The sequence below is a fragment of the Arthrobacter sp. TJ-236 genome (genome assembly GCF_058269235.1).
The window spans coordinates 402465-420415 of sequence record NZ_JBZCNI010000002.1 but is presented as its reverse complement, the minus strand read 5'-3'; the positions used below and the strand labels follow the sequence as shown (position 1 = coordinate 420415).

Genomic DNA, 17951 nt, shown 5'->3' with positions numbered 1-17951 from the left:
GAAGAACCGCACGGAGAAACCTCCGGCGCCCGTGCGGGCCCTGGTCAGGCCGTATCGCGGATCAGGGGGTGATCCCCGTGAAGAAATCGCTCTCGGGGAGGGGTGACTCCACCCGGGACGTGATGAGCGAGTAGTCCTCCCACGGCCAGACCTTCCGCTGCATCTCCACGGAGACGGCGAAGAAGAAGCCCTCGGGATCCACCTGCGTACGGTGGGCGAGCAGGGCGCGCTCGCGGTGCCCGAAGAACTCGCCCGCGTCGATCTGCGTGGTGGTGGGGTGCGTGGGGACGGGCGGCTGATGCCCCTCGGCGTCGGCCTCCAGCCACTGCGCGAGCCTCTCGGCGTACGGCGACTGCAGGCCGGATTCCTCGAGCGCGAAGTGCAGGGCCTGGAAGCGCTCCGGGTTGAAGGCGCGGTCGTAGTACAGCTTGGACGCGCTCCAGGCGTCTCCCGTGCCGGGGTACCGCGCGGGGTCGGACGCCGCCTCGAACGCCTCCACCGTGACGCGGTGCGCCATGATGTGGTCCGGGTGCGGGTAGCCACCGTTCTCGTCATAGCTGATGATCACGTGCGGACGGAACTCGCGGACGAGCTTCACGAGGGGGGCCGCGGCGCGTTCGAGGGGCTGCAGCGCGAAGCATCCGAAGGGCAGGTCCGGCAGAGGGTCGCCCTCCGGCAGACCCGAATCGGTGAAGCCGAGCCACCGGTGCTGGATCCCGAGTTCCTGCACGGCCCGTGCCATCTCGATGCGGCGGAGTCCCGAGAGATCGCGCTTGCCGTGAGGATCGTCGTTCATGGCGGCGTTGAGGATGTCACCGCGCTCGCCACCCGTGCAGGTGGCGACCATGACCTCGGCGCCGGAGGCGACGTACCCGGCCATGGTGGCGGCACCCTTGCTCGACTCGTCGTCCGGGTGGGCATGCACCGCGAGGAGGCGGAAGCCCTCGTGGGACGTGCGGGAGGAATCCTGGTTCGGCAACACGTGCTCCTGGCTCTGGGGAGAAGATCGGGCGGGTTCGGCGGCCGGACGGGCTGTCGAGGATAGGGCGCTAAAATGGGGACGTGAGTTCCGTCGGTACGCCACCCCCAAGAATAGCCACTCGCTACGGCACCCCCAAGCCGAGGAAGCCGATGGGGCGCGTGCGCCTCCTCGTCATCGCGGTCATGCTTGCCGCCGTCGCCGCCGTCGCTGCCGTGGCGCTCACCACCGGGAGCCCCGACGTGTCCTCCAAGGACGTCGGCTTCTCCCTCGCGGAGAACGGCCGTGCGAGCGTCGACTTCGAGGTGACGAAGGACCCGGCGGCGACCGCCCAGTGTGCGGTGCAGGCGCTCAGCGAGAACTACGCGGTGGTGGGCTGGAAGGTCGTCACCATCGGACCGAGCACGTCCGAGGACGGCCAGGACGCCGGAGGCACCACCGCACACCGGACGGACCTGCGCACCGACGCCCCCGCCGTCTCCGGGGGCGTGAACGCCTGCTGGATCGTGGAGGACTGACCGCGGCCCTTCTTGGGTTCTCGCCACTGCGCCCCTAGAATGAGGGGATACGTATCGCCCCGCTTCGCGCGAGCACCGGTTCGCCGGTCCCATGAGGCGGGGTGTTTGCTTGCCGGAGGACGGGGCGTCCCGCACCACCGGCGGAGTGACCGAGAGCCCCCACCCCGGTGGTGGGAGCCGAACCGAAGGAGTAACGCCGTGTCCACGAACAGCGCACCCGCCGCCGCCTGGCTCACGCAGGAATCCTACGACCGCCTGAAGAGCGAGCTCGAGCACCTCTCGGGCCCGGGACGCACGGAGATCGTCGCGAGGATCGAGCAGGCACGCTCCGAGGGTGACCTCAAGGAGAACGGCGGCTACCACGCCGCCAAGGAGGAGCAGGGCAAGTCCGAGGCCCGGATCCGCCAGCTCACCCACCTGCTCAACAACGCCCACGTCGGCGAAGCCCCCGCGGACAACGGCGTGGTGGAGCCGGGCATGATGGTGTCCGCGAAGATCGCCGGCGACGTCGAGAACTTCCTGCTGGGCAGCCGCGAGGTGGCCGGCGACACCACCGTGGACGTCTACAGCGAGAAGTCCCCGCTCGGCGCGGCCATCCAGGGCCGGAAAGCGGGCGACACGGTGACCTACACGGCCCCCAACGGCAAGCGGATCACCGTCGAGATCATCTCGGCAACCCCGTACGTCGGCTGAAAGCCGCTAGAGGTCCGCAGCTGCACGGCCCGTCCCTCCGGGGGCGGGCCGTCGTCGTCTGAGGAGGAAGGCCGCGAGCACACCCCCGAGCGCCCCGAAGAGGTGCGCCTGCCACGAGATGTTCGAGCCGACGGTGGGCAGGATGCCCCACAGGATCGATCCGTAGGCCGCGAACAGGACGACGGCGAGGAGGATCTGACGCCAGTCCCGGTTGTAGAAGCCGCGTGTGATCAGGTAGGTGAACAGGCCGAACACCACGCCCGACGCCCCGATGGTCAGCCCTCCGCCGAACGCCCAGGTACCGAGGCCCGAGGCCAGCCAGCTGATGCCGAGCGCCAGCACGAACCGCTTCACGCCCTCGAGGAACGCCAGGAAACCCAGGACGAGCAGGGGCAGCGAATTGCTCGCCAGGTGCTCCACTCCCCCGTGCAGCAGCGGCGCGAAGAGCACGCCGTCGAGCCCGTCCGATCTCCGCGGGACGATTCCGACCGTCCTGACAAGTAGTCCGCCGAGCACGAGGTCAAGCACGAAGACGCCCCACATGAGGGCCACCAGTCCCACGACGGCGACCAGGCCGCCCTGGGCCCGGCGCGCCAGCGACGTCTCCGCCACGGGTCAGCCCCGGATGACGACCGGCTGGAAGCCCTCCGCGCGGAGGGCACTGAGGACCTCCTCGCAGTGCGCGTCGCCCTTCGTCTCCATGTTGATGGTGATCGCGACGTCTCCCATGCTGATCGAGCCGCCCACCCGCGTGTGGTCCACGCCGGTGACGTTGGCGTCCGATTCCGCGATGATCCTGGAGATGGTCGCGAGGGATCCGGGGCGGTCGTCGAGCAGCATGCGGACCACGAGGAAGCGGCCCGCCGCGGCCAGACCGCGCTGGATGACCTTGAGCATCAGCATGGGATCGATGTTGCCGCCGGAGAGCACCACCACGGTGTTGCCGGGGTCGGCACCGTTCTCGGTGAGCTTCCCGTCGAGGAGCGCGGCGACGCCCACGGCACCCGCGGGCTCCACCACCATCTTGGAGCGCTCGAGGAGGAAGATGAGCGCCCGCGCGAGCGAGTCCTCGCTCACCGTGACGACGTCGTCGACCAGTTCACGGATGATCGAGAAAGGCAGCTGCCCGGGCCTGCCCACGGCGATGCCGTCCGCGATGGTCGAGACCTTCGTGAGGGGCACCAGTGCATCGGCCGCGAGGGACGGCGGGTAGGCGGCCGCGTTCTCGGCCTGCACCCCGATGACGCGGATGGTGCGCCCGAGCTCGCGGGCGCGCGCCTTGACGGCCACCGCGACCCCCGCGAGGAGCCCGCCACCGCCGACGCCGATGAGGATGGTGTCGACGTCGGGGACCTGCTCGAGGATCTCGAGGCCCATGGTGCCCTGTCCCGCCACCACGTCGACGTCGTCGAACGGGTGCACGAACACGGCGCCGGTCTCGTCGGCGTAGCGCTTCGCCTCGGCGAGCGCCTCGTCCACCGTGTGCCCGTGCAGCACCACCTCGGCACCGTGGCCGCGGGTCGCGGCGAGCTTCGGGAGCGCGACGCCGAGCGGCATGTAGATGCGCGCGGAGATGCCGAGGCGCGCGGCGGCGACCGCCACACCCTGCGCATGGTTGCCGGCGGAGGCGGCGACCACACCGAGCGCGCGTTCGGCGGCGTCGAGCTTCGCCATCCGGTTGTAGGCACCGCGGACCTTGAAGGAGCCCGCGCGCTGGAGGTTCTCGCACTTCAGGGAGACGGTCGAGCCGGTGAGCCGGCCGAGGGCGCGTGACTGCTCGATGGGCGTGCGGGCGATGACACCCTCGAGCGTGCGGTGGGCGGCCTCGACGTCGGCGAGCGTGACGGGAAGCTCGGGGGGGCGCGTGGCGGAGGGGTCGAGCGCTGCGGGCTCGAGGGGCGGGGCGATGGTCTGCTCGGTCACTGGGTGATCTCTCTGGTGAGGGTGTCGTGAGGTTCCTGGGGGCCGGCCGACGACGGGGAGGTGGAACCCTCCGCCGTCGCCGGCCCGCTAATCCCGGAACCGGACGCCGTACCGGGCCAGCCTGCCGCGGCCACCACCGGGTCGTACTCCCACGCCCGGTGCGCGATGTACCGGATCGACGTGTTGAGCACCGCCAGCAGCGGCACGGAGAACAGGGCCCCCGGCACGCCAGCGAGCAACGTCCCGCCGGCCACCGCGAGCACGACTGCGAGGGGGTGCAGCGCGACGGCGGGGCCCATGATGAGCGGCTGGAGGATGTGGCCCTCGAGCTGCTGCACGAGGAGCACGATCACGAGCATGACGACGGCATTGACCCAGCCGTTCGCGACGAGTGCCAGCAGGACCGCGACGGAGCCCGTGGCGAGGGCGCCGACGATCGGGACGAAGGAGCCGAGGAATACGAGGACGCCGAGCGGTAGGGCGAGCGGGACCCCGATCACGAAGGCACCGAGACCGATGCCGATCGCGTCGACGGCCGCCACGAGCATCTGGACGCGGACGTAGCTGGCCATCGACATCCAGCCGCGACGGCCGGCGCCGTCGACGGCCGCCCGCGCGCGAGCGGGGGCGAGCCCCACCGCGAAACGCCAGATCCTGCCGCCGTCGAGGAGGAAGAAGATCAGGGCGAAAACGGTGAGGAGGGCGCCCGCGGCCACGTGCCCCGCCGTCGTGCCGAAGGAGAGCGCCCCGTTCAGGATCGACGCGCTGTTGCTCTGCGCGGCGTCACCGAGATCCTGGAGGTACTGGTCCACCTCCGCGCCGGTGAGCTGGAGCGGACCCTGCGAGAGCCAGTCGAGGAGCTGCTGCACGCCGGCCCGCGCCTGGCCCCACAGGCTGGCGAAGCCCATGGCCAGCTGGCTGCCGACGAGCGTGAGGGCTGCGGCGATGACGCCGAAGAACGCGATGAGCGTGATGGCGACGGCGGCACCGTTCGGCATCCGGCGACGATGCAGCAGGTTCCTGATCGGCATGAGGAGGGCGGCCAGGAGGCCCGCGACCATGAGCGGGATGACCAGCAGGGAGATCTGGCTGAGGAGGTAGATGAGGACCCCGCCCACGGCGATCACGAGACCGACGCGCCAGGACCAGGACGCCGCGACCCTCAGGGCGAACGGGACGTCGGGGTCCTGGACATCGACCACGGCGTCGTGTCGCTGCGTCTGGCGGATGCCGGGCGGCTGCTCCGGGAGCGGAGCCACCAGTGCGTCGGCACCACGACGCACCACACGCTGGAGGGCGCGTCGGGACTTCGCTCCGGGGAGACGCTGCATGGGGCAATCCTTCCACAGAGGAGCCCCCGCTCCGCTACCCCAGAGCTGGCAGTATCCCCCACGTCGCCGAGAAGGACGCGCCGGGTTCCAGCCATCTCAGCCCCCGGCCGGAGTTCAGGGCGTCGGCGGGCGCCGTCATCGGTTCGACGGCGACGGCCTTCTCGACCCCGGGGTAGATGGTGCTCACGTAGACGTGGATAAAGGCGAACGCCTCCTCGGCCCAGAGCGTCACACTGCGGCCGTCCGGTGCGGACAGCACGTGGCGGTACCGCCCGTCGGCCGGTGTGATGTCGGTGAAGGCGGCGTCGAACTCGATGTCACCGATGCGCCGGCCGTCCCGGAGGTCGAGATCGCCGGACACCGCCTCGGATCCGGTGGGGATGGAGCGCTCGTCGGTCCGGAACACCGTGGCCGCCTGCACGGTCAGGGTGAGGTCCTCGGTGGGGACGTCGGAGATCTTCAGGTACGGGTGGGCTCCGAGGGCGAACGGTGCGGCGGCCGCCGACAGGTTGGTGAGCTCCTGCGTGACGGTCAGCTGCTCCTCGGTGAGCCGGTACGTGGCGCGGTGCAGGAGGTGGAACGGGTAGCCGTGCTGGGGGAAGATCTCCGCCTCGAGGACCACGCGCGAGGTCCCGACGTCCGCCGCGTGGTACCCGGTGTTGCGGAGGAGCCCGTGGGTGGCGTTCCCCTTCGAGGGCTCGGTGATGTCGAGCTGCTGGTCCACGCCGTCGAGCACCCAGCGTCCACCCGCCACGCGGTTGGCCCAGGGAGCCAGCAGGATCCCGCTGCCGCCCACGGGGATGTCGTCGTCGCCCCAGGTCTCGGTGAGGGCCACTCCCCCGTGCTCGTAGGAACGCAGAGCGGCCGCGAGGCTCGCGATGACGGCGCGGGCCGGGCCCGCCGTGAGGGTGTGGTTGTGTCCGCTTGCCGGTAGCGCAGAGGGCGAGGTCATGGGCCGATGTTACTGCTGCCACCCGCCTCCGCGCCTGTGGTATTTTTTGTTCGTTTGAGGTAGGAAGTGTTCGAATCGACGAGAGGCCGAAGCATGCTTGCCGCGCAGCGCCATGCGGCGATCCTCGATCTGCTCGCCCAGGAGCCCGCCGTCCGGGTCAGCGGCCTCGCGACCTCCCTCGGGGTGTCGGAGATGACCATCCGCCGCGACATCGACGTCCTCGAGGGTCGCGGAGCACTCCTCCGGGTCCACGGGGGTGCCGTGAGACCGGGCTCCCTCAGTTCGGTCGAGGCGGGGTTCGACGTCAACCGGCACCGCGGCAACGAGGCGAAGCGGCTCATCGCCGAGGCCGCGGTCTCGCTGCTGGCGCCGGGCATGACGGTCTCCATCACCGGCGGCACCACCACGTACGCCCTCGCCCCGCTCCTGGCGCGCATCGACGGCCTCACCGTGATCACGAACTCGCTGCCCCTCGCGGACGAACTCCACCGGCTCCGCACCGAGGCCCGGCCAGGGAGTGCCCCGCACGTGCTGGTCTCGGGCGGCGAGCTCACGCCGTCGAAGGCCCTGGTGGGCCCGCTGGCCACCGCCACCATCTCCTCGCTGCGGGCCGACCTCTGCTTCATGGGCGCCCATGGCGTGGACCCCGACGCCGGGATCACGACGCCGAACCTCGCCGAGGCCGAGACGAACCGCGCCTTCGCGCGGACCTGCGCGCAGCTGGTGGTCCTCGCCGACGCCAGCAAACTCGGCGTCGTCAGCCTGGCGCGGGTCGAGGACCTCTCCGCGAGCTCGGCCCTCGTCACCGACCGCAGACCGCCGGACAGCTACGCCGCCCTCACCCGCATCATCCGTGAACCCGTGCCCGCCCCCACCCCCGAGGACCCGTCATGACCCACATCACGCCCACCAGGCTCTCCGACGGACGGGAGTTGATCTACTTCGACGCGTCCGCCGAGAACGCCGCGCGCCACGCGTCCGCGGACCTCGTGGACCTCCGCGGCCTCCCGCCACGCGGGCCCGCCGGCACCGCGCGCTACGACGCCCTGTCGGGTGAGTGGATCGCCGTCGCGGCCCACCGGCAGAGCCGCACGCACCTCCCGCCGGCCGATCAGTGCCCGCTCTGCCCCACCACGCCCGGCAACCTCTCGGAGGTACCTGCCGCGGACTACGAGGTGGTGGTGTTCGAGAACAGGTTCTCCTCCTTCGGCCCCGATCTCGGCGTCCTGCCGGACACCCCGCCGTGGGGCACGACGACGACGGCGTACGGCCGCTGCGAGGTCGTGGCCTTCGACCCCGCGCACGAGGGCTCCTTCGGATCATTGAGTCCCGAGCGCGCGCGGACCGTCGTCGACGCCTGGGCGCAGCGGACCGGAGCGCTCTCGGCCCTGCCGGGGATCAAGCAGGTGTTCTGCTTCGAGAACCGCGGCGCGGACATCGGCGTCACCCTGCTCCACCCCCACGGGCAGATCTACGCCTACCCGTTCATCCCGCCGCGCGCCGCGACGCTCGCGGCACGCGCCCTCGAGTTCCACCAGGCGTCCGACGGCACGCGGACCCTCATGGGTGACGCCTTGGCCGCCGAGCGGGAATCCGGCGACCGCATGATCCTCGAAGGCGAACACTTCAGCGCATTCGTCCCCTTCGCCGCTCGCTGGCCGCTCGAGGTGCACCTCGTCCCCCACCGCCAGGTGGCGGACCTCGCGGGCCTCACCGGCGAGGAGCGTGACGAACTGACCACCGTCTACCTCGACGTGCTCGGCAGGCTCGACGCGCTCTACCCCACCCCCACCCCGTACATCGCGGCGTGGCAGCAGGCGCCCGTCGACGACGTCCTGCGTCCCGCCAGCTACCTGCACCTCCAGCTCACGTCGCCCCGCCGGGCCGCCGACAAGCTGAAGTTCCTCGCCGGCTCCGAGGCCGCCATGGGCGCCTTCGTCAACGACACCACCCCGGAGAAGGTCGCGGACGCCCTCCGCGCGGCTTCCCCCGCCACCCGGAAGGACCAGCCATGAACACCACGCCCCTCGACCTCGCGTCGGCCTTCACCGAGCGCTTCGACAGGGAACCGGACGGGCTCTGGGCAGCTCCCGGCCGCGTCAACCTGATCGGCGAGCACACCGACTACAACGACGGCTTCGTCCTGCCGTTCGCCATTCAGCACTCCACCACCGTCGCCGTCGCGCGCCGCCCGGACCGGATCGTCCGGGTGGCCTCGATGGTCACGCCCGACGACGCCCCCGTGACGGCGGACCTCGACGAGCTCACGGAGGGGTCCGTGGACGGATGGGCCGCGTATCCCCTGGGCGTCCTCTGGGCCATGGAGGAATCGGGGCACCGCTGCCCCGGCCTGGACATCCTCGTGGACTCCACCGTCCCCGTCGGCGCCGGGCTCTCCTCGTCGGCGGCCCTCGAGTGCTCCGTCGCGGTCGCGGCGAGCGAGCTCTCCGGCGCGGACGTCTCACGCCGGGACCTCGCCGTCATCGGCCAGGTCGCTGAGAACCGCATGGTCGGCGCGCCTACCGGGATCATGGACCAGTCGGCGTCCCTCCTCGGCGAAGCCGGTCACGCCGTGTTCCTCGACTGCCGGTCCGGGGAGTCACGCCTCGTGCCGCTGGACCTCGAGGGGGCAGGGCTCGAACTCATGGTCATCGACACCCGCGTCAGCCACTCCCACGCCACCGGCGGGTACGCGGCGCGGCGACGCTCGTGCGAACTCGGCGCCGAACTGATGCAGGTCCCCGCACTCCGCGACCTGTCGGTCAAGGACCTCGCGGAGGCCGCGGGCGTGCTGGACGAGGAGACCTTCCGACGTGTGCGGCACATCGTCACGGAGAACGCCCGGGTCGAGGACGCCGTGAAGGTGCTGAGCACCAAGGGTCCGGCCGATCTCGGCTCGCTGCTCGTGGCGAGTCATGCCTCGATGCGCGACGACTTCGAGATCTCCTGCCCGGAGCTCGACACCGCCGTCGACGCCGCCCTGGACGCCGGGGCGATCGGTGCGCGCATGACGGGCGGCGGTTTCGGTGGCTCCGCCATAGCGCTCGCGAAGGTGGGCGACGTCCCCGGCATCCGCGCGGCCGTGGAGCACGCGTTCGCGGTCGCGGGTTTCCGGGCGCCGGGCGTCTTCAGCGTGCTCCCCGGAGCAGGAGCTGCGCGCATCGCCTGAGGCCCGCAGCAAGACCGGCGACGCCCTGGCACCAGCGTGGCGGCTCCCGACACGTCCTCCCGCGCTCCTTCTGACAGCTCCCTGCATCCTCCCGCACCCCTCCCCGCAGATGTAGGAGCAGGTTCTCTGCGCGTGTGAGCGCGAGCGGAGAAAGCACGAGACCCGCAGCCAGGGGCTGCGGGTCTCGTGGTGGTGCGGATCGATCGCTGTCCGTTCGTCGGACGGCGGTCGACGTCGGTCAGTCGTCGCCGCGCAGGATCGCGAGGAGCCGGAGGATCTCGATGTACAGCCAGATGAGTGTGACCGTGAGGCCGAAGGCCGCCGTCCAGGAGTACTTCTGGGGAGCGCCCTGGCGCACACCCTCGCTGATCGAGGTGAAGTCGATGATGAGCGAGAACGCGGCCAGACCGATCGCGAGGATCCCGATGAAGACGCCGAGCGGAATACCCATGATCTCGTAGTCACGCATGCCGAACATGCTGTCGGTCGCACCGAAGACCATCATGCCGAGGTTGACCAGCGAGAACAGTGCGTAGCTGATCATCGCGATCATGAAGAACTTCATCGCCTTCGGGGTGGCGCGTACCTTGCCGCTCTTGAACAGCGCGAGCGTCACACCGAAGACCACGAGCGTCCCGAGGACGGCCTGAAGCGCGATACCGGGGAACATGCTCTCGAGGAACATCGTGATGCCACCGACGAACAGGCCCTCGAGCCCGGCATAGGCGAGGATCAGGGCCGGCGAGGGTTCGCGCTTGAAGGTGTTGACCAACCCGAGCACGAATCCGCCGAGAGCGCCGACGATCATGAGCGGCACGGCGAGGCCGGGCAGCAGGAATGCGGGGATTGCCGCGCCGACGAGGACGACTCCGAGGCAGAGCAGCGTCTTGACGATCACGTCGTCGAACGTCATGCGCCCGGTCTGCGAGGGGCCGGCGGACGGCTGGTTGTACATGTGCTCCAGCTGCTGCTGGTTCGCCACCGCTGTTCCGCCGTATGTCGCGGTGCCGAAGCCGGCGGTCTCGTTGCCGCGGGCAGCAGAACGGAAGTTCTTCCCGTTGAAGACCGGATTGCCGCCAAGTGCCATGTCTGTGGTTCCTCCATCGAAGTGCTGGGTGGTCTTGCGACCTTACCAAGTGCAACGGTCCGGCCGCCGGAATGTTCCCGCCGACGCCGAGAACACCACGCCCTTCGCTCACCGCTGAATGAAAAGACTCCTTACCACAAGGGCGGACCGCCGTCGAAGCACTTTCGTTACCCAATCGCTACCTTGCGCGCGGGCTTTTGCGAAGAGTCGAAACATGCCCCTAGTAACATGATGCGCACGTCCGTGACAGTCGTCACACCTGTTGATCCCGATGGTCCGCCATCGGGCCTGCCCCCACCGTGGAGGTTCCCATCTTGATCACCCTATCGACGCCTGCGCGGATCCTGAGATCCTTGCTGCTGGTGCTCGGCCTGCTGGCCGCGGTGCTGCTCGGCGCTCCAGCGGCGCATGCGTCTCCCCCAGCCCCCGTACCGGCCGCCCATCCCGCGGTCCACGCTGCGGCCGATGTGTCGATGGAGACGCTCGCGCGGACCCCGGCCCACGCCATCGCGAACGTCGCCGCCAATGTCCCCGCCCAGCAGTTCGAGAACCGCATCGGTGGAGTGCTCCGCGGCGTCGACGGGCCCATCGAGGGCGTGACCATCACGGCCACGGGCAACGGCTTCGAGGGCGAGGCCATCTCGGGGGCCGACGGTCGCTGGACCATCGGCGTCCCCGAGCAGGGCACGTACGAGGTGTCCCTGGACGAGGACACGCTGCCGGAGGGCATCGCACTGGCCGAGGGCCAGGAGAACCCCCGTCAGGTCACCTTCGCGAACACCTCGAGCGTCAGCACGCTCTTCCTGTTCGGTGAGGGGATCGTCTCGCAGCAGGCCTCCTTCGCGGACACGCTGGCCGAGCGCGCACTGGCCGGGTTCAGCTTCGGGCTCCTCCTCGCGCTCAGCGCCGTCGGCCTGTCCCTGATCTTCGGTACAACGGGTCTGACGAACTTCGCCCACGGCGAGATGGTGACGGTCGGCGCCGTCCTCGCGTTCGCCTTCGCCGCCGCCGGGCTGCCGATCGCGGTCGCCATCGTCCTCGCGGTCGTGGCCGGTGGAGCGCTCGGGTACGTGCAGGATGCCGGGCTCTGGAAGCCGCTCCGCCGGCGCGGAACCGGTCTCGTCCCCATGATGATCGTGAGCATCGGCTTCGCCCTCGCGCTGCGTTACATCATCCAGTTCTTCTTCGGCGGCGCCACGCAGCAGCTGCCCGGTTCGCAGAGCGAGATCATCGACATCGGTTCGGTCTCCATCTCGACGAACAACCTGACCTCGCTGATCGTGAGCCTGGTGATCATCCTGATCGTCGCGTTCCTGCTGCTCCGCACCCGGATCGGCAAGGCCACCCGAGCGGTGGCCGACAACCCCGCGCTCGCGGCGGCATCGGGCATCGACGTGGACCGCGTGATCCGGATCGTCTGGGTGATCGGCGGCATGCTCGCGGCTCTCGGCGGCATCCTCTGGGCCTACTACCGGCCCGGCGTCTCGTACAACATGGGCCAGCAGATCCTGCTGCTCATCTTCGCCGGCGTGACCCTCGGCGGTCTCGGCACCGTCTTCGGGGCGCTCGTCGGCTCCATCATCGTCGGACTGTTCGTGGAGATCTCCACCATCTGGCTCGAAGCAGACCTCAAGTACGTGGGAGCGCTGCTGATCATGATTCTCGTGCTCCTCTTCCGGCCACAGGGCATCCTCGGCCGCCGAGAGCGCATAGGTTAGGGGCTCGTCATGGACTTCGGAAACATCCTCATCAACGCCTTCGGCGAACTGATCAGCCCCACCACGGCGGCCTACGCGCTGGCGGCGCTCGGCCTCGCGGTGCACTTCGGCTACTCCGGGCTGCTGAACTTCGGGCAGGCCGGCTTCATGGCGGTCGGCGCCTACGGCTACGCCATCGCGACACTCTCGTTCAACGCCCCCCTGCCCGTCGCGGTCCTCGTGGCGCTGCTGGCGTCGGTCGTCTTCGCGATCGTGCTCGGCATCCCCACACTGCGCCTCCGGGCCGACTACCTGGCGATCGTGACCATCGCGGCCGCCGAGATCATCCGGTACATCGTGACCACGAACGGCCTCACCGACGTCACCGGTTCGGCCAACGGCCTCGCAGCGTTCGAGGGCGGCTTCTTCGGCCTCAACCCGTTCCCGCCGGGAACGTACAACGTGGGTCCGCTGGCCATGAACGAGCGCGACCTCTGGATCCGCATCGTCGGCTGGAGCGTCGTCATCGTCGCGTGCCTCGTGGTCTGGCTCCTCATGCGCAGCCCCTGGGGCCGCGTGCTGAAGGGTATCCGCGAGGACGAGAACGCCGTGCGCTCGCTCGGCAAGAACGTGTACGCCTACAAGATGCAGGCCCTCGTGATCGGCGGCGTGCTCGGCTCGCTGGCCGGGATCATCTTCACGCTGCCCCGCGGCGCCGTGCAGCCCGCCAACTACGCGACGGAACTGACGTTCTTCCTCTACACCTGCCTCCTGCTGGGCGGCATGGCCACGGTCCTCGGACCGGTAATCGGCGCCATGATCTTCTGGGTGGTGCTGTCCCTCACGCAGGGGCTGCTCTACGGCGCGATCGAGGTCGGCCTCATCACCTTCCTCTCCAACGCGCAGGTCGGCCAGCTGCGCTTCATCCTCGTGGGTGTGGCCCTGATGCTGCTCATGGTCTTCAGGCCGCAGGGAGTCCTCGGTAACAAGAAGGAGTTGGCGTTCGCATGACCACCAACAGCAACGACAGCAACCACGCCCACGGCGGCTTCCCCGCGCACGACGACGGCTCCTCCGCGTCCGGTGCCCACGTGGCGGACGCGCCGCTGGACGCGCCGGCCGGCGTCGCGCCCTCGCCCGGTGCGTCCGGGTCGCACGCAGCGACCGCGGTCTCCGACGACCCGATCGCCTCGGACATCGCCGGGCCCGGGTGCCGGAAGAGCGATCCGATCGTGATCGCGAAGAACGTGACACGGAGCTTCGGCGGCATCAACGCCGTCGACGTCGAGCACCTCGAGATCCCCCGCCACAAGATCACCGCCCTCATCGGCCCGAACGGCGCGGGCAAGACCACACTGTTCAACCTGTTGACCGGTTTCGACACCCCGAACAGCGGCGACTGGGAGTTCGACGGCAAGCCGCTCGCGAAGGTCGCTTCGCACAAGGTGGCCCGCATGGGCATGGTGCGCACGTTCCAGCTCACCAAGGTCATGGGCAAGCTCACGGTCATGGAGAACATGCGCCTCGGGGCCACGGACCAGCCGGGCGAGAGCCTCGCGCGTGCGCTGTTCAAGGGTATCTGGGGTGGTCGCGAACGCGAGATCACCGAGCAGGCCGAGGTACTCCTCGCGAAGTTCAAGCTCGACACGAAGCGCGACGACTACGCCGGCTCGCTCTCGGGCGGGCAGCGCAAGCTCCTCGAGATGGCGCGGGCCCTCATGGTCCGGCCACGGCTCGTGATGCTCGACGAGCCCATGGCGGGCGTGAACCCCGCGCTCACGCAGTCGCTGCTCGACCACATCAAGGACCTGAAGTCCGAGGGCATGACCGTGCTCTTCGTGGAGCACGACATGCACATGGTCCGCCACATCGCCGACTGGGTGGTGGTCATGGCCGAGGGCAAGGTGGTGGCCGAGGGTCCGCCGGACGTCGTCATGAAAGACCAGGCCGTCATCGACGCGTACCTCGGCGCTCACCACGACGTCGACCTCGGTGACTCCACGGGCATCGAACGCCTCGAGGAGGAGCTCGCGAACGACGAGGGATCCGTGGTCGGGACGGCGGACGAGGGCATCCTCGGCCACGGCGGCACCGAACTCGGCGGGACGCACTCCCCCGACACATCGGGGCACAGGAACGAGGAGACGAAGTGATGGACGAATTCGAGGGCGACTCCGTCGTCAAGGTCACCGATCTCGTCGCGGGATACCTCCCCGGCGTCAACATCCTGAACGGCTGCAGCATCGAGGCCCGCCGCGGTGAGCTGATCGGCATCATCGGCCCGAACGGGGCCGGGAAGTCGACGCTGCTCAAGGCGATGTTCGGTCTCGTGAAGGTGCATTCGGGCACGGTGGTGGTCCGCGGTCAGGACCTTACCGGGCTGAAGGCCAACCGGCTCGTGAGCCGCGGCGTGGGGTTCGTCCCGCAGAACAACAACGTCTTCGCGACCCTCACCATCGAGGAGAACCTCCAGATGGGCATGTACCAGCGCCCGAAGGACTTCAAGGAGCGGTTCGAGTTCGTGACCGGGCTGTTCCCCGAGCTCGGCAAGCGGAAGGCGCAGCGCGCCGGCTCGCTCTCCGGCGGCGAGCGGCAGATGGTCGCCATGGGCCGGGCGCTGATGATGGACCCGGCCGTGCTGCTGCTGGATGAGCCCTCCGCCGGCCTCTCCCCGGTGAAGCAGGACGAGACGTTCCTGCGGGTGCACGAGATCAACCGCGCCGGCGTCTCGGTGATCATGGTGGAGCAGAACGCGCGCCGTTGCCTGCAGATCTGCGACCGTGCGTACGTGCTCGACCAGGGCAAGGATGCCTACACCGGCACCGGTCGCGAGCTCATGAAGGACCCGAAGGTCATCCAGCTCTACCTGGGGACGCTCGCGGACACGGCCTGACACTCCGCGCCGCGGCGGTCCGATACGCAAGCAGACCGCCGGAACGCAAGGGGCGGGTGGTACCGGCAACGGTGCAGCCCGCCCTTCGTGTGTCCGGCTACGTTGGAGGAGTCGGACGAGCGGCACATCGGAGGAAGGACGCCCCTACATGGCCGGAACCGTCAGCAGTGTGATCGGCACGGGTTTCGAGGTGCTCTTCCGGGGCATCAAACACGTACGGCGCCACCGGCCCATCCACTCCCGCGGTCTCCGCCTCGACGGCACCGTCGTGGTCCACGCGCACGGACTCGTCAGTGGCATCTCCTGGGTGGACCAGCCGGGCGAGAACGCCGTGACCGCCCGCGTCTCCCGCTCCGCCGGTACGCCGGACCACCTGCCGGACGTCGTCGGGCTGGCGGTGCGAGTCCATCACCAGGAGTCACGGAGCATACCGTCGACGTTCTCGGACATCCTGCTCTCCTCGACCGGGTGGTCCTACCCGAGCCGCTTCGTCCTCGTACCGCGCCTGAGTGTCTCCCGCGCACCGCTGACCACGATGATGCCCTACAAGGGCGAGGAGGGGCCCGTGCTCATCGGCGCGAGGACGCTCTCACCCTCCGGCCTGCCGGCGTCGCTACGGGGCTTCACGAGGGTCCTGGGGGTAACACCGTGGCAGGTCGGCCTGTTCTTCGCGCACCCACGCGGGCGCTGGCAGCGGTTCGGCACCCTCACTCTCCGACTCGACCCCGGAGCAGAGGAGAAGCACCTGCGCTTCGACGCCGTGCTGCATCCCCTCGCGGGTGCCCAGACCTACGAGTGGGCACGCAGGGTCAGGGAGCCGTCCTACGCCCTCTCACGCCGCGAGCCGGGAGAGGGCTGACAGGAAGCGCGGGGTGGTCCGGCTCGGTCCGGTAGCACCTGCACGCCGTCGGTGTCCGGCACGGGCACCGGCACCTGCACCTCTTCCTGCCGATGAAGCCCGGTAACGACGATGGAGTTCGGCTAGGACAGAGTTCGGCAACGACGAAGCCCCGGCCGCCCGATAAGGGCTGCCGGGGCTTCGCCGTCCGGGGGCCAGGGCCTGAGCCCCGACGTTCCCGTCCGTACCGTCAGTGGTGCATCGAGCTAGAGCTTGCCCACCTCGGAGCGGCTCGGCTGCGGCACGTTGTCGGCGTCGTACTTGTAGATGCCGATGGCGGCCTCCGTGGGATCACCGTTCGCATCGAACGAGACCGGACCGGAGATGCCGTCGTAGTCGATGTCCTCGCCACCGCGCAGGAGCGTGACGCACCCGGCGAAGTCGAAGCACTTGGTGCCGTCCTTCGATACTCCCTCGAGCTCTCCAGCGATCGCCGCACCCTCGACGCTGCCTGCAGCCTCTGCTGCAAGGGCGATGAGGTTCACGGAGTCGTAGCTCTCACCCGCGTAGGCGTAGCTGGTCAGCGCAGGATCCACGGTGGCCAGGGCTTCCTGGAATCCGGTTCCGGTGAAGGGGCCGGGGATGGTGCCCTGCGCTCCTTCCAGGGTGCCGGGCTCGAGGTCCGCGCTGTAGTCCGAGGTGTTGCCGTCCACCATGAACAGCGAGGTGGGATCGATGCCCTTGGCGATCAGCAGCGGCACGATGCTCTTGGCCTCGTCGAAGCTGATCAGGACGATCGCGTCCGGAGCCGCCGCAGCGATGGCGTCGACCTGGCTCGAGAACTGCGAGTCACCGGTGTTGAACATCTCGTTCGCGACGACCTGTCCGCCTGCGGCCGTGACGGTCTCCTCGATGTTGGTCTGGAGACCCGTGCCGTAGGAGTCGTTCAGCGTGATCATGCCGACGGTCTGGGCGCCGCAGTCCATGATGTAGTTGCCGAGCGTGCGGCCCTGGAGAACGTCCGAGGGGGCGGTGCGCCAGTAGAGGCCCTTGTCGTCCCAGTCGGTGAACTCGGGTGATGTGTTGGCGGGCGAGAACTGCACCACGCCGGCTCCGGTGATCTGGTTGATGACGGTCTTCGAGACGCCCGAGGACGCGGCGCCGATGATGGCGCTGACGTCCTGCGAGAGCAGGTCCGTGACGGACTGCGTCGCGATGTCCGTGGTGGTGTCGCCCGAGTCGCGGTGCGTGATGGTGATGTCCTGGCCCAGCACGCCGCCGGCGGCGTTGACCTCGTTCACGGCGAGATCGACACCCGCGATCTCCGGGGGGCCGAGGAACGCGAGCGTTCCGGTGGTCGGCAGGATGGAGCCGAGCTTCAACGGCACCGGGCTCGTCGTGGCACTCGCCGGGACTGCAGCGGGATCGCCCTTCTCACCCTGCTCCTCGCCGGCGCCACCCTCGCTCTCGGCGCAGGTCAGTGCCGAGGCAGCAGCGGCATCAGTTGTCTCGGTGGCCGCGTCGTCGCCGCCACCCTCGGTGCCCGAGCTTCCACCGCAGCCGGAGGCGAAGAGCGCGATGCCCAGGCTGAGGGCCGCGATCTTGGCCGTGCGTGGGGCATTGTCCCCGATGCCGAACCACGCCGAGTTGCGTGTTGCAGTCATTGATTAGTCTCCTCGACCGAAAGGCTCTTGCTGCCTTTGATGCGCTGCCAGGTGTTCCTGGCTTAGGGGAAAAGCTAATGCAATTTTGTGTCCGAGATAAGGGAATCGGGTTACATCCTTGTAACGCTCGTCACAGCGGGCCCGACGCACTCTTGACAGGGGACGACGAAGGGGCAGGTGTCCCTCGGGGACGCGGTACCGCTCTGC

17 protein-coding genes are annotated in these 17951 nt (G+C 69.4%); 10 read left to right on the top strand and 7 right to left on the bottom strand.

The features are described from left to right. Window positions 1–61 precede the first annotated feature (61 nt). Window positions 62–982, bottom strand: a complete 921-nt coding sequence (mca, locus tag AC4D16_RS10715; protein ID WP_490950248.1) for a mycothiol conjugate amidase Mca — start codon at window positions 980–982, stop codon at window positions 62–64. A gap of 149 nt (window positions 983–1131) precedes the next feature. On the opposite strand from mca, the gene AC4D16_RS10710 reads away from it, so the two are divergent. Both AC4D16_RS10710 and greA read left to right on the top strand, forming a co-directional pair. Continuing rightward, window positions 1132–1497, top strand: a complete 366-nt coding sequence (locus AC4D16_RS10710; protein WP_490950249.1) for a DUF4307 domain-containing protein — start codon at window positions 1132–1134, stop codon at window positions 1495–1497. 198 nt (window positions 1498–1695) lie between these two features. Beyond that, window positions 1696–2190, top strand: coding sequence for a transcription elongation factor GreA (greA, locus tag AC4D16_RS10705; RefSeq protein WP_490954979.1), 495 nt, complete (start codon window positions 1696–1698; stop codon window positions 2188–2190). 6 nt (window positions 2191–2196) lie between these two features. On the opposite strand, the gene AC4D16_RS10700 is transcribed toward greA, so the two are convergent. The 4 genes from AC4D16_RS10700 to AC4D16_RS10685 are packed head-to-tail and all read right to left on the bottom strand — an operon-like array spanning window position 2197 to window position 6396. Next, on the bottom strand, window positions 2197–2802 hold the full coding sequence (locus AC4D16_RS10700; protein WP_490950251.1) for a rhomboid family intramembrane serine protease: 606 nt from the start codon (window positions 2800–2802) through the stop codon (window positions 2197–2199). A 3-nt stretch (window positions 2803–2805) separates the two neighbouring features. Beyond that, window positions 2806–4098, bottom strand: coding sequence for a threonine ammonia-lyase (gene ilvA, locus AC4D16_RS10695; RefSeq protein ID WP_490950648.1), 1293 nt, complete (start codon window positions 4096–4098; stop codon window positions 2806–2808). Between the two features lie 11 nt (window positions 4099–4109). Beyond that, a complete protein-coding gene (locus AC4D16_RS10690) occupies window positions 4110–5444 on the bottom strand; it encodes an AI-2E family transporter (protein WP_490950252.1) in 1335 nt (444 codons plus the stop codon). A gap of 34 nt (window positions 5445–5478) precedes the next feature. After that, entirely contained in the window at window positions 5479–6396 is a 918-nt protein-coding gene (locus AC4D16_RS10685; protein WP_490954978.1) for an aldose 1-epimerase family protein, read from the bottom strand. A gap of 93 nt (window positions 6397–6489) precedes the next feature. Between AC4D16_RS10685 and AC4D16_RS10680 the strand changes: the two genes are divergently transcribed. The 3 genes from AC4D16_RS10680 to galK are packed head-to-tail and all read left to right on the top strand — an operon-like array spanning window position 6490 to window position 9565. Next, on the top strand, window positions 6490–7290 hold the full coding sequence (locus AC4D16_RS10680; RefSeq protein ID WP_490954977.1) for a DeoR/GlpR family DNA-binding transcription regulator: 801 nt from the start codon (window positions 6490–6492) through the stop codon (window positions 7288–7290). Further along, the gene (galT, locus tag AC4D16_RS10675) at window positions 7287–8411 is read left to right on the top strand and encodes a galactose-1-phosphate uridylyltransferase (RefSeq protein WP_490954976.1); all 1125 of its coding nucleotides are present in this window, start codon (window positions 7287–7289) and stop codon (window positions 8409–8411) included. Before AC4D16_RS10680 ends, galT begins: the two co-directional genes overlap by 4 nt. Then, entirely contained in the window at window positions 8408–9565 is a 1158-nt protein-coding gene (galK, locus tag AC4D16_RS10670; RefSeq protein WP_490954975.1) for a galactokinase, read from the top strand. Before galT ends, galK begins: the two co-directional genes overlap by 4 nt. Before the next feature lie 238 nt (window positions 9566–9803). On the opposite strand, the gene AC4D16_RS10665 is transcribed toward galK, so the two are convergent. After that, the gene (locus AC4D16_RS10665; protein ID WP_490954974.1) at window positions 9804–10652 is read right to left on the bottom strand and encodes a Bax inhibitor-1/YccA family protein; all 849 of its coding nucleotides are present in this window, start codon (window positions 10650–10652) and stop codon (window positions 9804–9806) included. 314 nt (window positions 10653–10966) lie between these two features. Here AC4D16_RS10665 and AC4D16_RS10660 point away from each other — a divergent pair, with 314 nt between their 5' ends. From AC4D16_RS10660 to AC4D16_RS10640, 5 genes are all read left to right on the top strand, one after another. Continuing rightward, window positions 10967–12370 carry a branched-chain amino acid ABC transporter permease gene (locus AC4D16_RS10660; protein ID WP_490954973.1) on the top strand — a complete coding sequence of 468 codons (1404 nt, stop codon included), beginning with the start codon at window positions 10967–10969 and terminating at the stop codon, window positions 12368–12370. 9 nt (window positions 12371–12379) lie between these two features. Then, a complete protein-coding gene (locus AC4D16_RS10655; RefSeq protein WP_490954972.1) occupies window positions 12380–13360 on the top strand; it encodes a branched-chain amino acid ABC transporter permease in 981 nt (326 codons plus the stop codon). Continuing rightward, complete coding sequence (locus tag AC4D16_RS10650; protein WP_490954971.1) at window positions 13357–14502, top strand: ABC transporter ATP-binding protein; 1146 nt, start codon at window positions 13357–13359, stop codon at window positions 14500–14502. The genes AC4D16_RS10655 and AC4D16_RS10650 overlap by 4 nt, the downstream gene beginning before the upstream one ends. Beyond that, window positions 14502–15242 carry an ABC transporter ATP-binding protein gene (locus AC4D16_RS10645; RefSeq protein WP_490954970.1) on the top strand — a complete coding sequence of 247 codons (741 nt, stop codon included), beginning with the start codon at window positions 14502–14504 and terminating at the stop codon, window positions 15240–15242. The genes AC4D16_RS10650 and AC4D16_RS10645 overlap by 1 nt, the downstream gene beginning before the upstream one ends. A 148-nt stretch (window positions 15243–15390) precedes the next feature. Next, complete coding sequence (locus tag AC4D16_RS10640) at window positions 15391–16101, top strand: hypothetical protein (protein WP_490954969.1); 711 nt, start codon at window positions 15391–15393, stop codon at window positions 16099–16101. 245 nt (window positions 16102–16346) lie between these two features. Here the strand turns inward: AC4D16_RS10640 and AC4D16_RS10635 are convergent, their stop codons facing one another. Next, entirely contained in the window at window positions 16347–17744 is a 1398-nt protein-coding gene (locus tag AC4D16_RS10635) for an ABC transporter substrate-binding protein (protein WP_490950263.1), read from the bottom strand. Between the last annotated feature and the right edge of the window lie 207 nt (window positions 17745–17951).

What these genes read in the sequence shown, in the direction of transcription:
- AC4D16_RS10710 (WP_490950249.1), top strand. Translation starts at nt 1,132, where the DNA reads ATGGGGCGCGTGCGCCTCCTCGTCATCGCGGTCATGCTTGCCGCCGTC.
- AC4D16_RS10690 (WP_490950252.1), bottom strand. Translation starts at nt 5,444, where the DNA reads ATGCAGCGTCTCCCCGGAGCGAAGTCCCGACGCGCCCTCCAGCGTGTG.
- AC4D16_RS10685 (WP_490954978.1), bottom strand. Translation starts at nt 6,396, where the DNA reads ATGACCTCGCCCTCTGCGCTACCGGCAAGCGGACACAACCACACCCTC.
- AC4D16_RS10680 (WP_490954977.1), top strand. Translation starts at nt 6,490, where the DNA reads ATGCTTGCCGCGCAGCGCCATGCGGCGATCCTCGATCTGCTCGCCCAG.
- galT (WP_490954976.1), top strand. Translation starts at nt 7,287, where the DNA reads ATGACCCACATCACGCCCACCAGGCTCTCCGACGGACGGGAGTTGATC.
- galK (WP_490954975.1), top strand. Translation starts at nt 8,408, where the DNA reads ATGAACACCACGCCCCTCGACCTCGCGTCGGCCTTCACCGAGCGCTTC.
- AC4D16_RS10665 (WP_490954974.1), bottom strand. Translation starts at nt 10,652, where the DNA reads ATGGCACTTGGCGGCAATCCGGTCTTCAACGGGAAGAACTTCCGTTCT.
- AC4D16_RS10655 (WP_490954972.1), top strand. Translation starts at nt 12,380, where the DNA reads ATGGACTTCGGAAACATCCTCATCAACGCCTTCGGCGAACTGATCAGC.
- AC4D16_RS10650 (WP_490954971.1), top strand. Translation starts at nt 13,357, where the DNA reads ATGACCACCAACAGCAACGACAGCAACCACGCCCACGGCGGCTTCCCC.
- AC4D16_RS10645 (WP_490954970.1), top strand. Translation starts at nt 14,502, where the DNA reads ATGGACGAATTCGAGGGCGACTCCGTCGTCAAGGTCACCGATCTCGTC.
- AC4D16_RS10640 (WP_490954969.1), top strand. Translation starts at nt 15,391, where the DNA reads ATGGCCGGAACCGTCAGCAGTGTGATCGGCACGGGTTTCGAGGTGCTC.
- AC4D16_RS10635 (WP_490950263.1), bottom strand. Translation starts at nt 17,744, where the DNA reads ATGACTGCAACACGCAACTCGGCGTGGTTCGGCATCGGGGACAATGCC.